The sequence below is a fragment of the Bradyrhizobium sp. YR681 genome (assembly GCF_000282615.1).
Classification (GTDB): Bacteria; Pseudomonadota; Alphaproteobacteria; order Rhizobiales; family Xanthobacteraceae; genus Bradyrhizobium.
In genome coordinates this window covers 1-17,885 of record NZ_AKIY01000056.1, presented here as the reverse complement: position 1 = coordinate 17,885, position 17,885 = coordinate 1, and the positions used below count along the sequence as shown (strand labels likewise).

Sequence of the window (17,885 nt, the reverse complement as noted above, 5' to 3'; positions counted from 1 at the left end):
AGCGCCGGTCCGTTTTGCCAGATCACTCCCGCCCTAGCGGCTCGAAGCCGGCAATCAGCTTCACGAGCTCGCTCTGCCGCGCGGTGCCGGTCTTGCGGAAGACGTTGTGGAGATGCGTCTTGACGGTCGCCTGGGTCAGCCCCAGCAGCTCGGCCAGGGCCTTCACCCCGCTCACCTTCATGACGGCGTCGATCACGCGGATTTCGCTCGCCGTGAGCTTGTAGAGCTTTGCCAGTGCCTCCAGCGGCGGCGGGCTTGCCGGCGAGGTCTTGCGGACGAAGACCGCGGCAATTGCGGAATGCAGCGCGCCGGTGCGTTGCCTGTCGCCCGACGTCAGCGGCAGCACGCTGGCGAACCAGCGGCCACGCGGGTTCGCCAGCGGAATCGGGCCGCGGCTGTCGGCCGCCGCATTGCCGTTCTCGGCGGCCACAAGCGCCTCGCGCAACGCGCGCTGCGCGTCGGGGGCAGCCGTGACCAACGTTCCGTTTCTTTCGGTGAGCGGCCCGGCCTCGCCCAGCATCGCGCGACCGGGCGCGTTGGTGAAGACGAGACGGGCGTTGGGACCAACCAGAAAGACGGCGGCCGATACATTGTCGAGCGTCTCGGTCAGGACCGCCTGCGCCGCCTTGCTCTGGTCAAACAATCGTCCGATTGAGACCGCGCGCTGGAAGTGCGGCACGATGAGCGCAAACCGGCGGCGGTCATCGGCATCGGCGAGGCCGTCCTGCTCGTGCATCCGGACCGCAAGGACCGAGGCGCTCGTTGCTCCCTTCTCCAGGTTCGCGCCGAGGGCATCGATGATGCCCTGCGGCTTCATCCACTCCGTGTAGAAACGCGTCTCCACGATTTCCTCGAAAGGAATGAGGTCGGTGGATCCCCACACGACGCCGGCCTCGATGAACGCGCCGGCTGGAAAACACGGATTGAGCGGAAGATATTTATCGAAGTAGAGCCGCGTGTAGTGCGGATCCTCGTTGAACATGTGCAGTGCCGCGGATTGCTCGGTGGCCGCATCGTGCCAGAACAGGCTGCCGGAGGAGCCGCCGACGAACAGGCAGGCTTGTTCAAGAGCGCGCGGCCACAGGGTAGGATCCAGCGCGGCGTCGTAAAGCAGGCCGATCAGCTCTGAAAGCAAAGCGGCTTCAGACATCACGGCCGGCCTTCGAACATGTCGAACGACACATTTGGCATGCGCACCTTCCGTAAGAGGTTGCCACAACGTTCATGACGACGGAAACACGTCATGTGCACGAATTTCGAAATGGCGGTTGCGCGACGAAGCGGCAGGCGATGGCTGATCGGGTCGCTGCGCGGGTCTCATGCCGTATCCTTGAGCAAGTCGCATCGGCGATGCCGGCCCATCATTGCGTTGCGGACTGCGCCGGCGATTTCGCGGGCACGGCTGGTTTCGGCGGCGTCGATTGCTTCTGCGAGACGACGGCCTTGCCCGGCGGAGCCTCCGGCGCCGGCGGCGCCACGGGTGCGGACTGACCGACCGACAACGACACGCCGAACACGCGCCATTGTCCTTCGACCGGCGCGAACAGCAGTTCGAAATTCACCTGCGAGGGCACCGACGGAAAAAATCCCGCCATGTGCAACAGGCCGTTCGGCTCGATCTGCGGCAGCAACGACAATTGCGGATCGATGACGGCAACGCCGGAAAGATCGAGCTTGTCGCCGCGCTGTTTGGCAAAGATCTCCGCGAGCCTTGCAGCAGTATTCACCTGGAATCCGGGAGCGCCGAGGTCGCGCAGCACGGTGTAGTTCCCGGTCTTGTTGGCCTGGTCGAGCGCGAGCAGCGTCGAGCGGATCAGCATCAGCACGCCGTTGCGGTCGATGTTGGCGGGCTTGGGCGCTGGTTGCTGCGGCGGCGATGCCGGGTGCGGCAGCGGCGGCGTCTGCTGTGCGGATGTCGTCACCGCCCCCAGGATCAGCAGCCCAAGGCCTGCACTCAACCATCGCAGTGACATCGCCAACGGGCTCCGTCTCTCACTGGATCGATGTACTTCCGCGTATTGCATGTTTGACAACGGTGGAGCGAGATGACATGCCGCACATCAACCATTCGGTTGAGGTCGACGCTCTCCCCCGATTGCACCAGCTGCTTTTTGCCGGGTTGTTGCCGAAATGCACATCGGAACGCTGGCGCCGGTTTCTCGCCTCGACCTGAGCAAACAGCAATTCTGCAACACGCGGCAATAAACCGACCGGGCATTGCCAGTATCGAGCCCCCTTCAACCCAATGGTTGATGCGCCAGTCCCGCGCTGTCCGCATTTTTGCGGCAACAACGAAATGGGACGTTCAAACGATGTCATTCGGGTTGCTTCGCGGACTGATCGATGCACGTCATTGCAAATCCGGGAAGGCGCGCCGCGCGACCTTCCTGCACCGCATGATATTGGGGAGCCTCGTGCTCGCAGCCGCGGCGGCCCCGCTGCTGGCGCCCCGGCGGGCCGCTGCGGCCGATTACTCCGCGGGCAACGCCATTATCAACGCCCCCTCCGGCGATGCGACCGCCGTCGGAAGCCTTGCCAGCACGACCGGCAGTGCCGCCTCAGCCTTCGGCACACAAGCCAATGCGAACGGCGATGGCGCTACGGCGATCGGACAAGCCGCCAAGGCCACCGGCTTTATCGCGACAGCAATCGGAGGCAACACGGTGGCGACCGGAATTTCGGCGACCGCTCTCGGAAACGCGGCAAACGCGGTCGGCGACACCGCGACCGCAGTCGGCTCTTTCAGCGCAGCAACCGGCCAGCAGGCGACCGCCACGGGTTTTTTCAGCACGGCGAACGGCGACAACGCAACCGCGACGGGATATCGGAGCCAGGCGATCGGGGCCAACGCCACGGCCGCTGGCGCAAATAGCGTTGCCAACGGCGCGACGACGAGTGCCTTTGGCGCCGGCGCGCAGGCGCTGGGGGCAAACTCGGTCGCGATCGGCGCAAATTCGGTGGCGAGCGCCGCCAACACGGTGTCGTTCGGCACCGCTGGCAACGAGCGGCGACTGACCAATGTCGCTGCCGGCGTCAATCCGACCGACGCCGTCAACATGAGTCAGCTGAGCGGCATGTCGTCAGGCTTCCAGTCGCAGATCTCCGGACTGCAATCGCAGATCTGGAACAACCAGACCGAAGCGCGGCGCGGCATCGCCGCGGCGGTCGCAGCCGCGAGCGCGCCAATGCCGTCAGCCCCCGGCAAGACCACCTGGCAGATGCGCGGCTCCGTCTACCACGGCGAAGGCGGTTTCGGCCTCGGCTTCGCCCATCGCCTCAACACCGCCATGCCGCTGAGCGTGGTCGGCGGCTACGGCAATGGCGGCGGCACCGAGCACACCGGCTATGTCGGCATCGGCGGCGAGTTCTAGCTCGCCCAGTTCTCGCGAAACTCGGGGAACAGCGTCAGGCCGCCGCAGGCGTAGATGGTCTGCCCGGTGATGTAGCTCGCATCATCCGAGGCGAGGAAGGCGAACACGGCGGCGATTTCCTCCGGCGTGCCGACGCGCCCCACGGGAATGTGGCTGGTGACGACGCCGCGCGTTTCCGGGTCGCCGGTCCAGGCCGCGTTGATCGGCGTGTCGATCGCACCGGGGCCGACCGCGTTGACGCGAATGCCGCGACCGGCGAACTCCAGCGCCAGCGTCCGCGTCAGATTGGCGATGCCGCCCTTGCTGATCGAATAAGCGAGATAGCCGGGTTTTGGAATAATCTGGTGAACGCTGGAGCAATTGATGATGCTGCCGCCTCCCCCGCGCGCGACGAAATGCGCCAGCGCCTTCTGCGCACAGAGCACGGCGCCGTTGAGATTGACGTCGATGATGCGGCGGTAGGTTTCGATGTCGAGCGACTCGCTCGGCGATTCCCGCTGGAAGCCGGCATTGTTGACGAGGCAGTCGAGGCGCTTCCAGCGCGCCAGAACCGTCTCGAACATCGCGGCGATCTCCTGCTCGTTGCCGACGTCAGCCTTGACGATGACATGATCGAGCCTGCCGTGGCCGCGGTCGCCCGAGGCCGTCCGCGCCAGCGCGAGCGTCTCTTCGGCCTTTTCAGGATGATCGAAATAGTTGATGGCGACGGTCGCGCCTTCCTGGGCGAGCCTGACGGCGACCGCGCGGCCGATGCCCTGGGAGGCACCGGTCACCAGCGCGTATTGGCCGACGAGGCGCGAGGAAAAAATGGTTGAGCGATCGGTCTGTGGCATAAGTTTTCTCCGGGACGCTTCATCATGGAGGGAACCGGCTTTTTGTTCCATCCATCATTGCATCGCTGGGATTCAGTCCGCGCGGCGCGCGAGCGGCGAGGTCAGGATCTGATAGAAGAGGATGGCGCCGAAAGTGGCCGTCCCGATGCCTCCGATCGTGAAGGCGCCGACTTTGAGCGTGAGGTCGCCCGCGCCCGCGGTCAGCGCCACGGCGACGGTGATGAGGTTCGCAGGGTTGGCGAAGTCGACCTTGTTCTCGACCCAGATCCGGCCGGCCATCGCGGCGATCAATCCAAACAGCACGATCGAGAGGCCGCCGATGACGGGCCCCGGGATCGACAGGATCAGCGCACCGAATTTCGGCGAGAAGCCGAGCAGGATCGACACAACGGCCGCGAAGGCGAACAGCAAGGTCGAATAGACCTTGGTCGCCGCCATGACGCCGATGTTCTCGGCATAGGTCGTCACGCCGGTGCCGCCACCGCTCGCCGCCACCACCGTCGCGAGGCTGTCGGCGAACAAAGCGCGGCCGAGATAGCCATCGAGGCTGCGGCCCGTCATGGCGCCGACGGCCTTGATGTGACCGAGGTTCTCGGCGACGAGAATGACCGCAACCGGCGCGATCAGGAAGATTGCATCAGCCTGGAACGTCGGCGTGGTGAAGTTCGGCAGGCCGAGCCACGGCGCGGCCACGAGCCGGGTGAAATCGATCGGCTTGGCGAAGCCCAGCCCGTTCGCGAACAGTAAGTACAAAAGATATCCGCCGATCGCACCGAGGATGATCGGCAGGCGGCGCCACAGGCGTGGTGCGGCAACGGCCACCACGCCGATCACGAGAACGGTCGCAAGCCCGGTTCCCGTGTCGAACGCATTGGCGCTCACCGCCTTGACCGCGACGGGCGCAAGGTTGAGGCCGATCGCGGCGACCACGGCGCCGGTGACGGCCGGGGGCATCAAGCGCTCGACCCAGCCGACGCCGGACCACATCACGGTCAGCGCGATCACGCCATAGAGCACGCCGGCCCCTATGATGCCGCCGAGCGCCACGGAGACGTTCGGATTCGGCCCCTGCCCGGCATAGCCGGTGGCGGCGATGACGACGGCGATGAACGCGAAGCTCGAGCCGAGATAGCTCGGCACGCGTCCCGCGACGATGACGAAGAAGATCAGCGTGCCGATGCCGGAGAACATGACCGCGACGTTGGGATCGAACCCCATCAGCAGCGGCGCGATGATCGTCGAGCCCGACATGGCCACGCAATGCTGAAGACCGGAGACGATTGTCTGGCCCCATGACAACCGCTCCTCCGGCATGATCACGCCCGAGGTCTTCAGCTTCCAACGCGGAAAATAGCCTTGAGCTTGCTCGTCCGAGCCTGCTGCGATCGTCATGTTCCCCCCGTTGCGGTGCAGCGATCGATGTTCGTGCGATCCGACAAAAATGTGATTGTCGCTTCTGCGGCGGCCATCACATGATGCGAGTCATGCAAGATCAATACGTTCCGGGGCTTACAATATGACACAGATCGCAATCCAGCCAGCCATCCATCGCCGGCACCAGCCCTGGTACAAGATCCTCTACGTCCAGGTGCTGATCGCGATCGCGCTCGGGGTGCTCATCGGCTATGCCTATCCCGATCTCGGCAAGGCACTGAAGCCGCTCGGCGACGGGTTCATCGCGCTGATCAAGATGATGATCGCGCCTGTCATCTTCTGCACCGTGGTGCACGGCATCTCCTCGATGGGCGACCTCAAACGGGTCGGCCGGGTCGGGCTGAAGTCGCTGATCTATTTCGAGACGGTCTCGACCGTCGCGCTCGCCATCGGCCTTTTGGTCGGCGAGATTCTCCAGCCCGGCCACGGCTTCAACATCGATCCCGCCACCATCGACCCGAAATCGGTCGCGACCTATGTCACCAAGGCCAAGGAGGAAGGCATCGTCGCCCACCTGATGGCGATCATCCCCGACAGCTATGTGGGTGCGATCGCGCGCGGCGACCTGCTTCAGGTGCTGCTGGTCTCGATCCTCTCGGGCTTCGCCATCGCCTTCCTCGGCAAGGCCGGCGAGCCGATCGCAGAAGCGATCGACAAGGCCGCAAAGATGTTCTTCGGCATCATCCGCATCATCGTGCGCGTGGCGCCGATCGGCGCGTTCGGCGCCATGGCGTTTACCGTCGGCGCCTACGGCCTCGGCTCGCTGCTCAACCTCGCCGCGCTGATCGGCACGTTCTATCTCACCAGCATCCTGTTCGTGCTGATCGTGCTGGGCTCGATCGCGCGGCTCGCCGGCTTCTCAATCCTGCGCTTCATCGCCTACATCAAGGACGAGCTCCTGATCGTGCTCGGCACCTCGTCGTCGGAGACGGTGCTGCCGCAGATGATCCAGAAGATGGAGCATCTCGGTGCCTCGCGCTCGGTGGTCGGTCTCGTGATTCCGACCGGCTACAGCTTCAACCTTGACGGCACCAACATCTACATGACGCTGGCGACGCTGTTCCTGGCGCAGGCCACCAACACGCATCTGACGATCTGGCAGGAGCTCGGCATCTTGGGCATCGCCATGATCACCTCGAAGGGGGCCTCAGGCGTCACCGGCGCCGGCTTCATCACACTCGCCGCGACGCTCTCGATCGTGCCCGACATCCCGATCCAGTCGATCGCGATCCTGGTCGGCATCGACAAGTTCATGAGCGAGTGCCGCGCGCTGACCAATCTGATCGGCAACGGCGTTGCCTGCGTCGTCATCAGCATCTCCGAGGGAGAGCTCGACCGCGAGGCGCTGCACGAAACCATGGCCCATCCGCTGGAGGTCGGCGAGTCGTTGGAACCCGGCGGCAGCGCGGCCTCGTAGGCCGGACGCAGCCCAATTCCAACGCGGTAGTTTCCCGGAGTGGTCAATTGATGGGAGACGCGTCACAAGAGCGGCGTTGGGATCACGGATTGATATTCATTCTTTTCCACCCGACGCGCTGGGGGCAGGGCGTCGGGTTTTTTGAAATCTGCCATATCGAACCGCTGGGCGGGATCAGGTGATCCCGCCATTGGCGTGCAGCGCACCGGCGGCAAGATCTAGCCGTCGCGTGACGCCGATCGCCTGCAGGAACGCTTCGTCATGACTGACGACGAGCAGCGCGCCGTCATAGGCTCGCAGGCCCGCCTCGACGGCTTCGATGGAGTCGATGTCGAGATGATTGGTCGGCTCGTCCAGGATCAGCAGTGAGGGCGGCCTTGCCCCGCCAAACACGCAGGCAAGGCCGGCACGAAGCAGCTGGCCGCCGCTCAGGCGCCCGACGATCTGCAACGCAGCGTCGGCGCGAAACATGAACCGGGCCAGGGCGGCACGGCACTCATTCGTGCCCGCTGTTGGATTGAGACGCCTGAAATTGTCCAGGATCGAGACCGCGGGATCGAGCAGGCCGACCTTCTGGTCGAACAGCGCAAAGTCGGGCCTGACCCGTACGGTGCCCGCAAGAGGGCGCATCTCGCCCGCAACGAGGTTCAGCAAGGTGGTCTTTCCCGAGCCGTTCGGTCCGACGATCGCAACCCGCTCTGGCCCGACGATCGTGAAAGACAGATCGCGCATGATCGCGCGCTCCGGATGATAGCCGGCACTGACCCCGTCGAGCCAGACCACCTCCCGCCCCGCCGGCAGTTCCGTCGACGGCAATGTCACCGACAGCGGCTGAAGAATTTCGATCCGACGGCGCGCAATGTCGACAGCCTCCAGTGCCTCCGCGCGCCGCCGCTCGGCGATCTGCGCGGTCTTTCCACCGCTGTCCTCGCTGCGATCCCTGCGCGCGCCGGCCAGGATGCGCGGCATGTCGCCCCTGGCGCGCTTCTTCCTGCCGCCGCCATCCTTGCGCGCCTTCCGCTCCACGGCCTCCTGCGCCGTGCCGTCGATCTCGGCGAGATGCTTCTCGGCATGGGCAAGATCGTGCCTGATGGCAGCAAGATCGACGGCCTTCCGCGCGCGAAAATTGCTCCAGTTGCCGCCGTATCGCGTCGCACCGAGCGACGTCAGCTCGACGATCGCGTCCATGGTCTCGAGCAGGCCCCGGTCGTGGCTGACCACGATCGCGCCGCCACGCCAGGCGGCGAGAAGATCGGTCACAGCCTTGCGTCCATCCCGGTCGAGATTGTTGGTGGGCTCGTCCAGCAGCAGGAAATCTGGCTCGGCGAACATCAGCGCGGCGAGACGAACCCGCGTGATCTGGCCGCCGGACAGACAAGACAATTCAGTCTCGGGAGACGGGTCGAATCCGAGGCGCGCCAGATCGGCCTCCAGCCGCGCTTCGAGCGTCCAGTCGATCACGGCGATCTCGTCCGCCGAAGCATCCCCCCGCTCGGCACGGCGAAGCAGATCCAGGCTCTGCCGCACACCGAACAGATCGGCCACGGTCGCACCCGGAATGACCTGCGCACCCTGGCGCAGCAGACCGATGGTTCCGTTGACGGAGACGCGCCCCGACTGGGGAACATGCTCGCGCGCGATCGACGCAAGCAGCGTCGTCTTACCGACGCCGTTGCGACCGACGAGACCGGTCCGCTCGGCCGCGAATGTCAGATCGATGCTGGAGAGGAGAGGACGGCCGTCAGGCGTGGACAGCGACAGGTTCGACAGGATGATTGAAGCAGGCATGGAATTCCCCGTGAGCAAGGCAGGTCGGCTTTGCGGTCGGGGTAAAATCCATGGCTGCTCATTCCTGATTGGGAGACTGCTAACTAAACCTGGAGGCCGACGAGATCAAGCCGTATCGGCCTGATCCGTCGGCGAGCCCATCAGCCCTTGAGTGCGGTGACGACCACCTCGATCAACGCGCCGCCGCCGAGATCGGCAACGCCGACAGTGGCGCGGGTCGGCAGATTGTCGCCGAAGAACTCGGTCCAGGCCGCATCCATCTCCTTCTTCTTGGAGAGATCTGTGACAAAGATCGAGGCGCTGACGACGCGGCTCTTGTCGGTGCCGGCTTCCTCGAGATAGCCGGCGATCTTGCCGAGGATGTTGCGGGTCTGGTCGCCCATCGAGACCGAGGTGTCGTCGGCGATGGTGCCGCCGACGAAGACGAAGCCATTGGCTTCGACGGCGCGGTGCATGATGGGCGTGCGGATGCTGCGGGTGATACTCATGATGTCCTCTTGTTCCTAGAGCGTGGAGGGATGGAAGCGGTCGATGCCGAGCTCGCTGACGCGAGTCTGGCTGCCGCCGTTGACGATCAGCTCCGCCATCACGGCGCCGGCGCCGGGGCCGAGCTGGAAGCCGTGCAGCGAGAAGCCGAATTGGTGATAGAGGCCCCTGTGGCGGGAGCTTGGCCCGAACACGGGTATGTCGTCCTTCATCTTGGCCTCGATGCCGGCCCAGGCGCGGACGATCGTGGCGCTTCGCATCACCGGAAACAGCTCGAACACGGTGCGGGCGCTGGTCGCGAGGCTCTCCCAGTCCAGCACCGTCTCGTTGCGGTCCTGATAGGGCGTCGCCAGATGGCCGCCACCGATCAGCACGGTGCCGTTCTTGAACTGCTTGAAGGAGAGTTTGCGGCCGCGCAGAATCACGACGGGATCGATGAAGTGCGGCACGCGCGAGGTGATCATCAGCATCGGCGCCACGGTCTCGACCGGAACGGGCTCGCCGAGCGCAGCTGCGATCTTGCCGGCCCAGGCGCCGGCGGCGTTGACGAGTACCGGTGCGGCGAAGGTTTCGCTGCCGACATCGACGTACCACAAGCCGTTGATGTAACGGATGTTGGTGGCGGCTACGCCTTCGCGCACAGTAGCGCCGAGCTGCTGGGCCTTGCGCCGGAACGCCGTCGTCGTCTGCGCCGGATTGGCGGCGCCGTCGCGGCGCGAGACCACGCCGCCGGGGCAAGTGTCGGCGACCGCGGGCACAAGCCGTTGCAGCTCGGCGGCGTCGATCAGCTCTTCATGGGTGAAGCCGAGCGCGTTGAGCTCGGCGACACGTGCGCGGCAAACCGCGAGCTCCTCCTCGTTCTCGGCGACCAGCACCTGGCCGTAGCTCTCGAAGCTGCAATCGTCGTCGAGAAGATCTGAAATCTTCTCCCAGATCCCCATCGAGCGGATCGAGAGCGGAATCTCGGGGATGTGCCGCGCGAGTTGGCGGACGCCGCCGGCGTTGACGCCGGAAGCGTGCCGGCCGGCATAGTCCTTCTCGATCAGCACCGGCTTCAGGCCGGCGAGGCACAGATGCAGCGTCGTCGAGCATCCGTGGATGCCGCCGCCAATGACGATCGCATCCACATTCCGCGTCATCCGCGCACCACGGCCTTGACGTCGGCCTCGCTCTTCGGGACGGCGGCAAGCTCGGCCAGCGTGATCGGCTTGACCGGTGCGCGCAGCCGGTAATAGCCGATCTCCTGCGGAGTCTTGGCCCGCGCCTGCGCCATCAACTCGGTGACGGTGAGGCCGCAGAGCCGGCCCTGGCACGGACCCATGCCGGTGCGGCGATAGGCCTTGAGCTGGTTCGGCCCGGTCGCGCCGATCGCGACGGAGTCGAGAACGTCCTTGGCGGTGACCTCTTCGCAGCGGCAGACGATGGTATCGCCGGTGGGAATGCGGAACTGCGGCGCGGGACGGAACAGCGTGTCGAGAAACATGCGGCCGCGCTCGGCCTTGGCGAGATCGGTGCGAAGCGTGGCCATCGACGGAAGCTTTGCGGCGACCGCAGGTGCCAGCGCTTCCACAGCCGCGCGCGCCGCAATGCGGCCGCGGACCACGGCGGCATTGGCACCGCCAATGCCGGCGCCGTCGCCGGCGATCGCAATGCCGGCAACCGACGAGGAACCATTCGCATCGAGCACCGGCGACCAGCACAATTGCAGATCATCCCAGCGATGCTCGATTCCGGCCGACATCGCGAGGTTGACGTTGGGCACGACGCCCTGATGCAGCAGCAGGAGATCGGCAGGGATGGTCTCGCGCTTGCCTCCGGCAACGTAGCTCACGCTGGCAAGCTGACCATCGCCAGCCGCAGAGAGCTCGGTGACGCCGGAAACGACCTGAACCTTCGCCTTCACCTCGCGCATCATCGACAGGCCTTTTGCAAAATAAGGCGAGGTCAGGAAGGCGAAGGCATGCGGCAGCGCCGCGAAGTAGTTGCCGCGCTCGGTGGTGTCGAGGATGCGGTCGATGCGGCCGCCAAGCCGCAGGATCTGCGCGGCGAGCAGCCAGAGCAGCGGCCCCTGCCCCGCGATCACCGTGCGTCCGTCAGGCACCAGAGCCGACGACTTCAACATGGTTTGCGCAGCGCCCGCGGTCATCACGCCCGGCAGCGTCCAGCCGGGAATCGGGAACGGCCGCTCCAGCGCACCGGTCGCAAGGATCACGCGCTTGGCCCTGACGAAGGCGGACGCGCCGCCGATGGAGACGGCGATGTCGAGATTGCGGTCGAGACTCCAGACCGTGGCGCGATGAATGATTTCGGCATTGCTCGCACGCAGCGCCTGCACGAGATCGGCACCGACCCAATAATCGGCGCCGAGCTGGCTGCGATCGGTCACCGGCGTCGTGGCGATGGCACGGAACACTTGGCCGCCGGGGCCGATGTTCTCGTCGAGCAGCAGCGTGGACAGGCCGGCTTCGGCAGATGTCGCGGCGGCAGCGAGGCCCGCGGGCCCGGCGCCAATCACGACCACATCGTAATCTTCGCGCTTGGGAGCCACAGTCATTTTCCGATCTCCCGCTTGCCCTTCTGGATTTCGACCTGCATGCCCTCGGCGACGGGCACGAGGCAGCCCTGGCGGTTGCCGACGCCGTCGATGGTGACGAGGCAGTCGAAGCACACGCCCATCATGCAATAGGGCAGACGCGGTGCGCCGCTCACCGCGGTCGAGCGCCGTGCGTCGCAACTCGAGGCCAGCAGCGCAGCGGAAACGGTGTCGCCCTGGCGCGCGGCGACGGCGACGCCATCGACGAAGATCTGCACTTGCGGCCGTTTGTCCTGTTCGGATCGTCTAAACATGGGATGCCTCTTGGCTCCTTGATATCTCTAATAGCCGCTGTTGTTCGCCGCGCCCGCGCCGCCGAAGCGACTGGCCGAGAATGCGCCGACCAGCTCCGGCTCGAGCGCGCCCTGCGCCACCATGCGCGCGATCTCGAAAGCGTGGTTGGAGGCGAGCGTCACGCCGGAATGGCAGCAGGCCACGAAGGCGCCGGGATGCGTCTCCGACTGGTCGTAGATCGGAAAGCCGTCCTGCGGCATCACGCGGATGCCGGCCCAGCTCCTGACCACGTTGAGCCGCGACAGATGCGGGAACATGCGCTGGGCGCGATCGGTCATCACCGCGCTGATCGAATGCTTCAGCGTGCGATCATCCAGCTCGTCTTCCTTGCTGTCGCCGATCATCACCGTGCCCTCGTCGGTCTGGCGCATCGTGGTCAGCGGATGCGGCAGGAACGGCATGGTGCGCTCGGTCACCACGATCTGGCCGCGGGTCGGGCCCATCGGGGCGTAGAGGCCGACCATCGGCGCCAGCGTCTGGTTGGCATTGCCGGCGGCGAGCACGATCTTGGCGGCGCGCAGCTCGCCCTTCGGCGTGGTCAAACGGAATTCACCGCCGCTCTTGCTGATCGCCGAGACCGGACGCTCCGGGAAATAGTCGATGCCGAATGTCTTGAAGCCGGTGTGGAAAGCGCGGAAGGTGCGCAGCGAATTGACGTGGCCGTCGAGCGGACAATAGCTGCCGCCGGAGACCTCGGGGCCGATCAGCGGCAGCGATTTCTTCACCTCGGACGCCGAGAGCATCTCCATCTTGTAGTCGGCCGCACCCGTCTGGTTGTGCATGCGCTTGACCAGCTCGGTGCGCTGGCCGAATTCGCCCTCGCCGAGCGTGAGATGGAAGCCGCCATTCTGCTGGAGCGAGACATCGAGCCCGGTCTGCTGCTTCAGCTCCGACGCAAGCCGGCCCCACGCCTGCGACGCCTGCACGGTCCAAACCGTATAGGCGGGCATGCCCAGGCCCTTGCTCTGCACCCAGACCAGCGCAAAATTCGCACGCGAGGCGCGCTTGGTGATGTCGCCTTCGTCGAGCACGGCCACCTTCTTGCCGAGCCGGCCAAGGCCCCAGGCAATGGCGGAACCGAGCAGCCCGCCGCCGACGACGGCGACGTCGTAATCTCCTGACATGAGTTCTCCTATCGTCCCGTATCGCCCTTGCCGGCGAGCACGCGGTCGAGCCCGTAGAAGCGGTCGAGCAGAATGAGGGCGGTCATGGTAACGGCGATCACGCAGGCCGAGACCGACGTCACCAGTGGATCGATGTTGTCCTGGATATAAAGGAACATGCGCACCGGCAACGTCTCGGTGCCGGGCGCGGCAAGAAAGACGGTCATGGTGAGATCGTCGAACGACTGGATGAAGGCAAGCGCCCAGCCGCTGATGACGCCGGGCAGAATCAGCGGCAGCGTTACGCGGCGGAACAGCGTCCAGCCGCCGGCGCCGAGCGAGACCGCCGCCATCTCGACCGTGCGGTCCATGCCGGTCGCAGCCGCCAGCGTCAGGCGCAGCGCGAACGGAAACACGATGATGACATGCGCGATGACCAGCGCCGCAAAGCTGCCGCCAAGACCGGCTGACGTAAAGAAGCGCAGGAAGGCGATGCCAAGCACGACATGCGGGATCATCAGCGGCGACAGGAACAGCGCCGCCAGCGCATCACGACCGCGGAAGCGATGGCGCGCGATCGCCAGCGCCGCCGGCACCGCGAACAGCAGCGCCACGAGCGAGGACAGCGCCCCTAGCCCGAGGCTGACCCAGAAGGCGCGGATGAATTCGGGATAATTGCCGATCGCCCTGAACCAGCGCAGCGAGAAGCCGTTGGTCGGCAGCGACAGAAAACCTTCGGGCGTGAAGGCAACGAGGCAGACCACCAGGATCGGCGCCACCATGATGATGACGAAGATGGTGTGGAAGATCAGCGCGAGCGGGCCGTTCCGTCTCATCGGAACACCTCTGCATAGCGGCGCTCGATCAGCGCGTTGCTGCCGACCACGATCAGCACCAGCGCGACCAGCAGGAGCGTCGCGACCGCAGCACCGAGCGGCCAGTTCAGCGTGTTGAGGAATTCGTCATAGGCGAGCGTCGCCGCGACCTTGAGCCGGCGGCCGCCGATAATCGCGGGCGTCGCAAAGGCGCTGGCCGAGAGCGAGAACACGATGATCGCGCCCGACAGCACGCCCGGCATGATCTGCGGCATGATGATGCGGCGGATGATGGTCACGGGGCCTGCACCAAGCGACATCGCGGCATTCTCGATCTGCGGATCGAGCCGCTGCAGCGCCGCCCACACCGACAGCACCATGAACGGCATCATCACATGCGCGAGCGCGATGACCATGCCGGTTTCGGTGAACATGAAGGGAATGGGGGAACGGATCACGCCCGCCGACATCAGCAGCTTGTTGACGAGGCCGTTGTTGCCGCCGAACAGCAGCGCCCAGCCGAGCGTGCGCGCCACCACGGAGATCAGCAGCGGCCCGAGAATGACCAGCAGGAAGAAGCTCTTCCAGCGTCCGTCCATACGGTTGAGGATATAGGCCTCGGGCGCACCGAGCAGAGCGGTGAGCAGCGTGGTCAGGATCGCGATCCGAAAGGTCCGCCAGAACATTTCCGCGTAATAGGGATCGGTGGCGATCTCGTGCCAGTTCTTCAGGATGAAGACCGGCTCGATGCCCTTGTACTGGCCCCAATCATGGAACGACAGCATCACGGTCATCGCGAGCGGGATCAGCAGCACGCCGACAAACAGCATCAGGGCCGGCGCTGTCAGCGCCCAGGGCGCTCGCGCGTTGCGCTCGTCGGCAGCCATGCTCATACGCCGCCCCTCACGCTCATGTCCTCCGGCCGCCAGGCGAGGTGAACAGCCTCGCCTTCGGCTGGCTGCCTCTCGCCATCATTCTGCCGGATCACGATCGCCGGGCCGCATTCGCTGTCGCACTGGAACAGCCAGTGATTGCCCTGAAAGATGCGCGTGACGATTGTTGCGTTGAGGCCCGCATCGCCAAAGCCGATGCGCTCAGGGCGAATGCTGACGGTCACGGGACCGCTGAGACCAACCGGCGCCGGCGCACTCCAGGAGCCCGCAATCACCCGCGCGGGCGTCGCAGCCCGATCGATCGTCGCGGCAAAATCGTTGGTCTTGCCCAGAAACTGCGAGACGAAAGCCGAAGCCGGCTTTTCATACGTCTCCTGCGGCGTGCCGATCTGCTCGATCTTGCCCTGGCTCATCACCACGATGCGATCGGACAGCGACATCGCCTCGTTCTGGTCGTGGGTGACCAGGATCGTGGTGGTGCCGATGGTGCGCTGGATCTGGCGCAGCTCGATCTGCATCCCCTCGCGCAGTTTTGCGTCGAGGTTGGACAGCGGCTCGTCGAGCAAGAGCACGCTCGGCTTGATCACCAGCGCGCGCGCCAGCGCGACGCGCTGCTGCTGGCCGCCGGACATGCGGCGCGGATGGCGGTCCTCGTAACCGGCGAGGCCGACCATCGCGAGCGCATCGCGAACGCGCTCGGCTCGTTCGGCGCGCGGCACGTTGCGCATCTCGAGGCCGAAGGCGACATTCTCCGCCGCGGTCATGTGCGGAAACAGCGCGTAGCTCTGGAACACGATCCCGAGCCCGCGCTTGGCCGGATGGATCGCGGTCAGGTCCTTGCCCTCCAGCCGGATCGCGCCGCGCGTGGGGTCGAGGAAGCCCGCGATCATCTGGAGGGTCGTGGTCTTGCCGCAGCCGGACGGGCCGAGGAAGGAGATGAACTCCCCCTTCCCCACCGACAGGCTGAAGTCGTCGACCACAGTCTGTGCGCCGAACTGCTTTGCGACCCCTTCGAGTTCGAGATAGGCCATCACGCTGTCTCCGCTATCGTACGATCAGCGTTCGACCTCGCGATTCCAGCGCTTGGTCCACTCCTCGCGCTTCTCGTTGATCACGGTCCAGTCCGGATTGTAGAGTTTTGCCGCGCGCTCGCCGATCGGCGCCATCTTGCCGAACTCCGGCGGCACCACCAGCGATTTCAGCACCGGGCCGTAGCCGTATTCCTTCAACATCACGAGCTGGATTTTTGGATCGAGCAGCATCTTGACGAAGCTGGACGCCAGCGGCGAGGCGTTCGGCTTGGTGATCGGACAGGCGGTCGTCAGCAGCGTGGCCGCGCCTTCCTTCGGATAGACGAAGTCGACGGGGAAGCCGGTGTTGGCGAAGCTCTGCACGCGGCCAGTACCCCACACCGCGATCACGGCCTGGCCGGACTGGAACAGCTCGGTCATCTTGCCCGGCGACGGCTCATAGGCGAGCACGTTCGGATTGATCTGCTCCTTGAAGATCTTGAAGCCGGAATCCACGTTGGTCTCGCCGCCGCCGTTCATCTTCGACAGCATCACCAGCGCTTCGAGACCGTAGGTGTTGTTGATCGGCGGGATCACGAGCTGCTTGGCGTATTTGGTGTCCTTCAAATCGTTCCAGGAGGTCGGCGGCGCCCAGCCCTTTTCCTTGAACACCTTGGTGTTGTACATCAGGCCGGTGGCGACGATGCCGATCGCGACGGCGCGATCGTCCTTGAAGCGCGCGGTGTCATAGATGTCAGTGGGAAGACCTTCGAGCTTGCCGCAGAAGCCGAGCTGGATCGCCTGGTACATCGGGCCGTCGTCGACGATGGCGACGTCGATCTGCTGGTTGCCCTTCTGCGCCTGAAGTTTTGCGAGCGTGTCGGTGGAGTTGCCGGCGACGTACTCGACCTTGACGCCGTTCTCCTTCTCGAAGGCCGGGATCACCTCGTCGCGGATGGTCTTCTCGAACGAGCCGCCATAGCCGGCGACATAGAGCGTTTTCTGCTGGGCCGAGGCGACCGACGGGGCGGCCAAGAGCGCTGCAATGCTGACCGCGGTCAGAAGGCGAAGAGTCTTCATATGGACCGATCTCCAATACCGGAATGAGGTGACGTGCCGACGAGTCTCGCTGGCCGAAGCCTTCCGCATTTCCTTCCGCGCAAAATCCCTTGCCGATCAGGGCTCCGGCCCCTGTTAGGCGGGTTTTGGCGCGATCTGGAGGTTCGAATCCCTCCAATCTGCCGAAAAAGCGGGCTGTCTCCAGTCCTGATGAAAAAGATCGCAAACTCGGGCTTCCATCGTCCAATGAATAATGGCACCCTCTGCATGCCTAAATGTTATGAATGGAATGGGGTATGGCCCGGATCAATTCGCGGCAGGTGGAAGCCTTCCGCGCGACGATGCTGACCGGCAGCGTGACCGAGGCGGCCGCGCTGATGAAGGTGACGCAGCCGGCGGTCAGCCGGTTGCTGCGCGACCTCCAAGCGCTCTTGAAGATGGAGCTGTTCGAGCGGCGCGGCACCGGCCTCGTGCCGACTGCCGCGGCGATGGCACTCTATACTGAAGTGGAGCGCTCCTTCGTCGGCCTCGAGCGCATCACCGCGGCGGCGGAAGAAATCCGCGGACGCCGGACCGGCTCGCTGCGGATAGCAGCACTGCCCGCGCTGTCGAACGGCTATCTGCCGCGGCTCACCGGACAATTTCTGAAAGAACGGCCGAACCTCAACCTTGCCTTCTTCGGCGTGATCTCGCCGATCGTGGTCGATTGGGTGTTGAACAACCAATGCGACGTCGGCTTTGCCGAGGTGCCGATCGCGCATTCCGGCCTGCCGAGCCAGCGGCTGGCGG

17 protein-coding genes are annotated in these 17,885 nt (G+C 65.1%); 3 read left to right on the top strand and 14 right to left on the bottom strand.

Translation table 11 applies throughout. The annotated features are described in order from the left end of the window. Nucleotides 1-22: 22 nt before the first annotated feature. Entirely contained in the window at nt 23-1,150 is a 1,128-nt protein-coding gene (locus tag PMI42_RS07525) for a helix-turn-helix transcriptional regulator (protein WP_008132211.1), read from the bottom strand. A gap of 211 nt (nt 1,151-1,361) precedes the next feature. Further along, nucleotides 1,362-1,973: a hypothetical protein gene (locus tag PMI42_RS07520; protein ID WP_008132209.1), complete on the bottom strand. Its 612-nt coding sequence runs from the start codon at nt 1,971-1,973 to the stop codon at nt 1,362-1,364. 339 nt (nt 1,974-2,312) lie between these two features. Between PMI42_RS07520 and PMI42_RS07515 the strand changes: the two genes are divergently transcribed. Then, nucleotides 2,313-3,371 (top strand): autotransporter adhesin, encoded by a 1,059-nt coding sequence (locus PMI42_RS07515; RefSeq protein ID WP_008132208.1) that lies wholly within the window; start codon nt 2,313-2,315, stop codon nt 3,369-3,371. Here the strand turns inward: PMI42_RS07515 and PMI42_RS07510 are convergent. Together PMI42_RS07510 and PMI42_RS07505 are read right to left on the bottom strand one after the other, a co-directional pair. Continuing rightward, nucleotides 3,368-4,204, bottom strand: a complete 837-nt coding sequence (locus PMI42_RS07510) for an SDR family oxidoreductase (protein ID WP_008132205.1) — start codon at nt 4,202-4,204, stop codon at nt 3,368-3,370. The genes PMI42_RS07515 and PMI42_RS07510 overlap by 4 nt on opposite strands. Nucleotides 4,205-4,276: 72 nt before the next feature. Next, nucleotides 4,277-5,596: a solute carrier family 23 protein gene (locus tag PMI42_RS07505; protein WP_008132203.1), complete on the bottom strand. Its 1,320-nt coding sequence runs from the start codon at nt 5,594-5,596 to the stop codon at nt 4,277-4,279. Nucleotides 5,597-5,720: 124 nt separating this feature from the next. On the opposite strand from PMI42_RS07505, the gene PMI42_RS07500 reads away from it, so the two are divergent. After that, nucleotides 5,721-7,055, top strand: a complete 1,335-nt coding sequence (locus PMI42_RS07500) for a dicarboxylate/amino acid:cation symporter (protein ID WP_008132201.1) — start codon at nt 5,721-5,723, stop codon at nt 7,053-7,055. Nucleotides 7,056-7,229: 174 nt separating this feature from the next. Here the strand turns inward: PMI42_RS07500 and PMI42_RS07495 are convergent, their stop codons facing one another. The 10 genes from PMI42_RS07495 to PMI42_RS07450 all read right to left on the bottom strand — a co-directional run bounded on the left by PMI42_RS07495 (nt 7,230) and on the right by PMI42_RS07450 (nt 17,117). After that, nucleotides 7,230-8,843, bottom strand: coding sequence for an ABC-F family ATP-binding cassette domain-containing protein (locus PMI42_RS07495; protein WP_008132200.1), 1,614 nt, complete (start codon nt 8,841-8,843; stop codon nt 7,230-7,232). Between the two features lie 140 nt (nt 8,844-8,983). Beyond that, nucleotides 8,984-9,331: a RidA family protein gene (locus PMI42_RS07490; protein ID WP_008132198.1), complete on the bottom strand. Its 348-nt coding sequence runs from the start codon at nt 9,329-9,331 to the stop codon at nt 8,984-8,986. Between the two features lie 15 nt (nt 9,332-9,346). Continuing rightward, complete coding sequence (locus tag PMI42_RS07485) at nt 9,347-10,468, bottom strand: NAD(P)/FAD-dependent oxidoreductase (RefSeq protein WP_008132196.1); 1,122 nt, start codon at nt 10,466-10,468, stop codon at nt 9,347-9,349. Further along, nucleotides 10,465-11,883, bottom strand: a complete 1,419-nt coding sequence (locus PMI42_RS07480; protein WP_008132194.1) for an FAD/NAD(P)-dependent oxidoreductase — start codon at nt 11,881-11,883, stop codon at nt 10,465-10,467. The genes PMI42_RS07485 and PMI42_RS07480 overlap by 4 nt, the downstream gene beginning before the upstream one ends. Continuing rightward, nucleotides 11,880-12,176, bottom strand: a complete 297-nt coding sequence (locus PMI42_RS07475; RefSeq protein WP_008132193.1) for a (2Fe-2S)-binding protein — start codon at nt 12,174-12,176, stop codon at nt 11,880-11,882. Before PMI42_RS07475 ends, PMI42_RS07480 begins: the two co-directional genes overlap by 4 nt. Nucleotides 12,177-12,203: 27 nt before the next feature. Continuing rightward, the gene (locus tag PMI42_RS07470; RefSeq protein WP_008132191.1) at nt 12,204-13,340 is read right to left on the bottom strand and encodes an NAD(P)/FAD-dependent oxidoreductase; all 1,137 of its coding nucleotides are present in this window, start codon (nt 13,338-13,340) and stop codon (nt 12,204-12,206) included. A gap of 8 nt (nt 13,341-13,348) precedes the next feature. Continuing rightward, nucleotides 13,349-14,155, bottom strand: a complete 807-nt coding sequence (locus PMI42_RS07465) for an ABC transporter permease (protein ID WP_008132189.1) — start codon at nt 14,153-14,155, stop codon at nt 13,349-13,351. Continuing rightward, a complete protein-coding gene (locus PMI42_RS07460; protein ID WP_008132187.1) occupies nt 14,152-15,027 on the bottom strand; it encodes an ABC transporter permease in 876 nt (291 codons plus the stop codon). Before PMI42_RS07460 ends, PMI42_RS07465 begins: the two co-directional genes overlap by 4 nt. Further along, nucleotides 15,024-16,058: an ABC transporter ATP-binding protein gene (locus PMI42_RS07455; RefSeq protein ID WP_008132186.1), complete on the bottom strand. Its 1,035-nt coding sequence runs from the start codon at nt 16,056-16,058 to the stop codon at nt 15,024-15,026. Before PMI42_RS07455 ends, PMI42_RS07460 begins: the two co-directional genes overlap by 4 nt. A gap of 24 nt (nt 16,059-16,082) precedes the next feature. Then, the gene (locus tag PMI42_RS07450) at nt 16,083-17,117 is read right to left on the bottom strand and encodes an ABC transporter substrate-binding protein (RefSeq protein WP_008132184.1); all 1,035 of its coding nucleotides are present in this window, start codon (nt 17,115-17,117) and stop codon (nt 16,083-16,085) included. Nucleotides 17,118-17,392: 275 nt separating this feature from the next. Between PMI42_RS07450 and PMI42_RS07445 the strand changes: the two genes are divergently transcribed. Then, the coding region (locus tag PMI42_RS07445; RefSeq protein ID WP_008132182.1) for a LysR family transcriptional regulator at nt 17,393-17,885 on the top strand (493 nt) is incomplete at its 3' end.

Coding starts and splice junctions, on each gene's coding strand:
- PMI42_RS07500 (WP_008132201.1), top strand. CDS start 5,721: ATGACACAGATCGCAATCCAGCCAGCCATCCATCGCCGGCACCAGCCC.
- PMI42_RS07490 (WP_008132198.1), bottom strand. CDS start 9,331: ATGAGTATCACCCGCAGCATCCGCACGCCCATCATGCACCGCGCCGTC.
- PMI42_RS07480 (WP_008132194.1), bottom strand. CDS start 11,883: ATGACTGTGGCTCCCAAGCGCGAAGATTACGATGTGGTCGTGATTGGC.
- PMI42_RS07505 (WP_008132203.1), bottom strand. CDS start 5,596: ATGACGATCGCAGCAGGCTCGGACGAGCAAGCTCAAGGCTATTTTCCG.
- PMI42_RS07470 (WP_008132191.1), bottom strand. CDS start 13,340: ATGTCAGGAGATTACGACGTCGCCGTCGTCGGCGGCGGGCTGCTCGGT.
- PMI42_RS07510 (WP_008132205.1), bottom strand. CDS start 4,204: ATGCCACAGACCGATCGCTCAACCATTTTTTCCTCGCGCCTCGTCGGC.
- PMI42_RS07465 (WP_008132189.1), bottom strand. CDS start 14,155: ATGAGACGGAACGGCCCGCTCGCGCTGATCTTCCACACCATCTTCGTC.
- PMI42_RS07455 (WP_008132186.1), bottom strand. CDS start 16,058: ATGGCCTATCTCGAACTCGAAGGGGTCGCAAAGCAGTTCGGCGCACAG.
- PMI42_RS07485 (WP_008132196.1), bottom strand. CDS start 10,468: ATGACGCGGAATGTGGATGCGATCGTCATTGGCGGCGGCATCCACGGA.
- PMI42_RS07495 (WP_008132200.1), bottom strand. CDS start 8,843: ATGCCTGCTTCAATCATCCTGTCGAACCTGTCGCTGTCCACGCCTGAC.
- PMI42_RS07475 (WP_008132193.1), bottom strand. CDS start 12,176: ATGTTTAGACGATCCGAACAGGACAAACGGCCGCAAGTGCAGATCTTC.
- PMI42_RS07525 (WP_008132211.1), bottom strand. CDS start 1,150: ATGTCTGAAGCCGCTTTGCTTTCAGAGCTGATCGGCCTGCTTTACGAC.
- PMI42_RS07450 (WP_008132184.1), bottom strand. CDS start 17,117: ATGAAGACTCTTCGCCTTCTGACCGCGGTCAGCATTGCAGCGCTCTTG.
- PMI42_RS07520 (WP_008132209.1), bottom strand. CDS start 1,973: ATGTCACTGCGATGGTTGAGTGCAGGCCTTGGGCTGCTGATCCTGGGG.
- PMI42_RS07515 (WP_008132208.1), top strand. CDS start 2,313: ATGTCATTCGGGTTGCTTCGCGGACTGATCGATGCACGTCATTGCAAA.
- PMI42_RS07460 (WP_008132187.1), bottom strand. CDS start 15,027: ATGAGCATGGCTGCCGACGAGCGCAACGCGCGAGCGCCCTGGGCGCTG.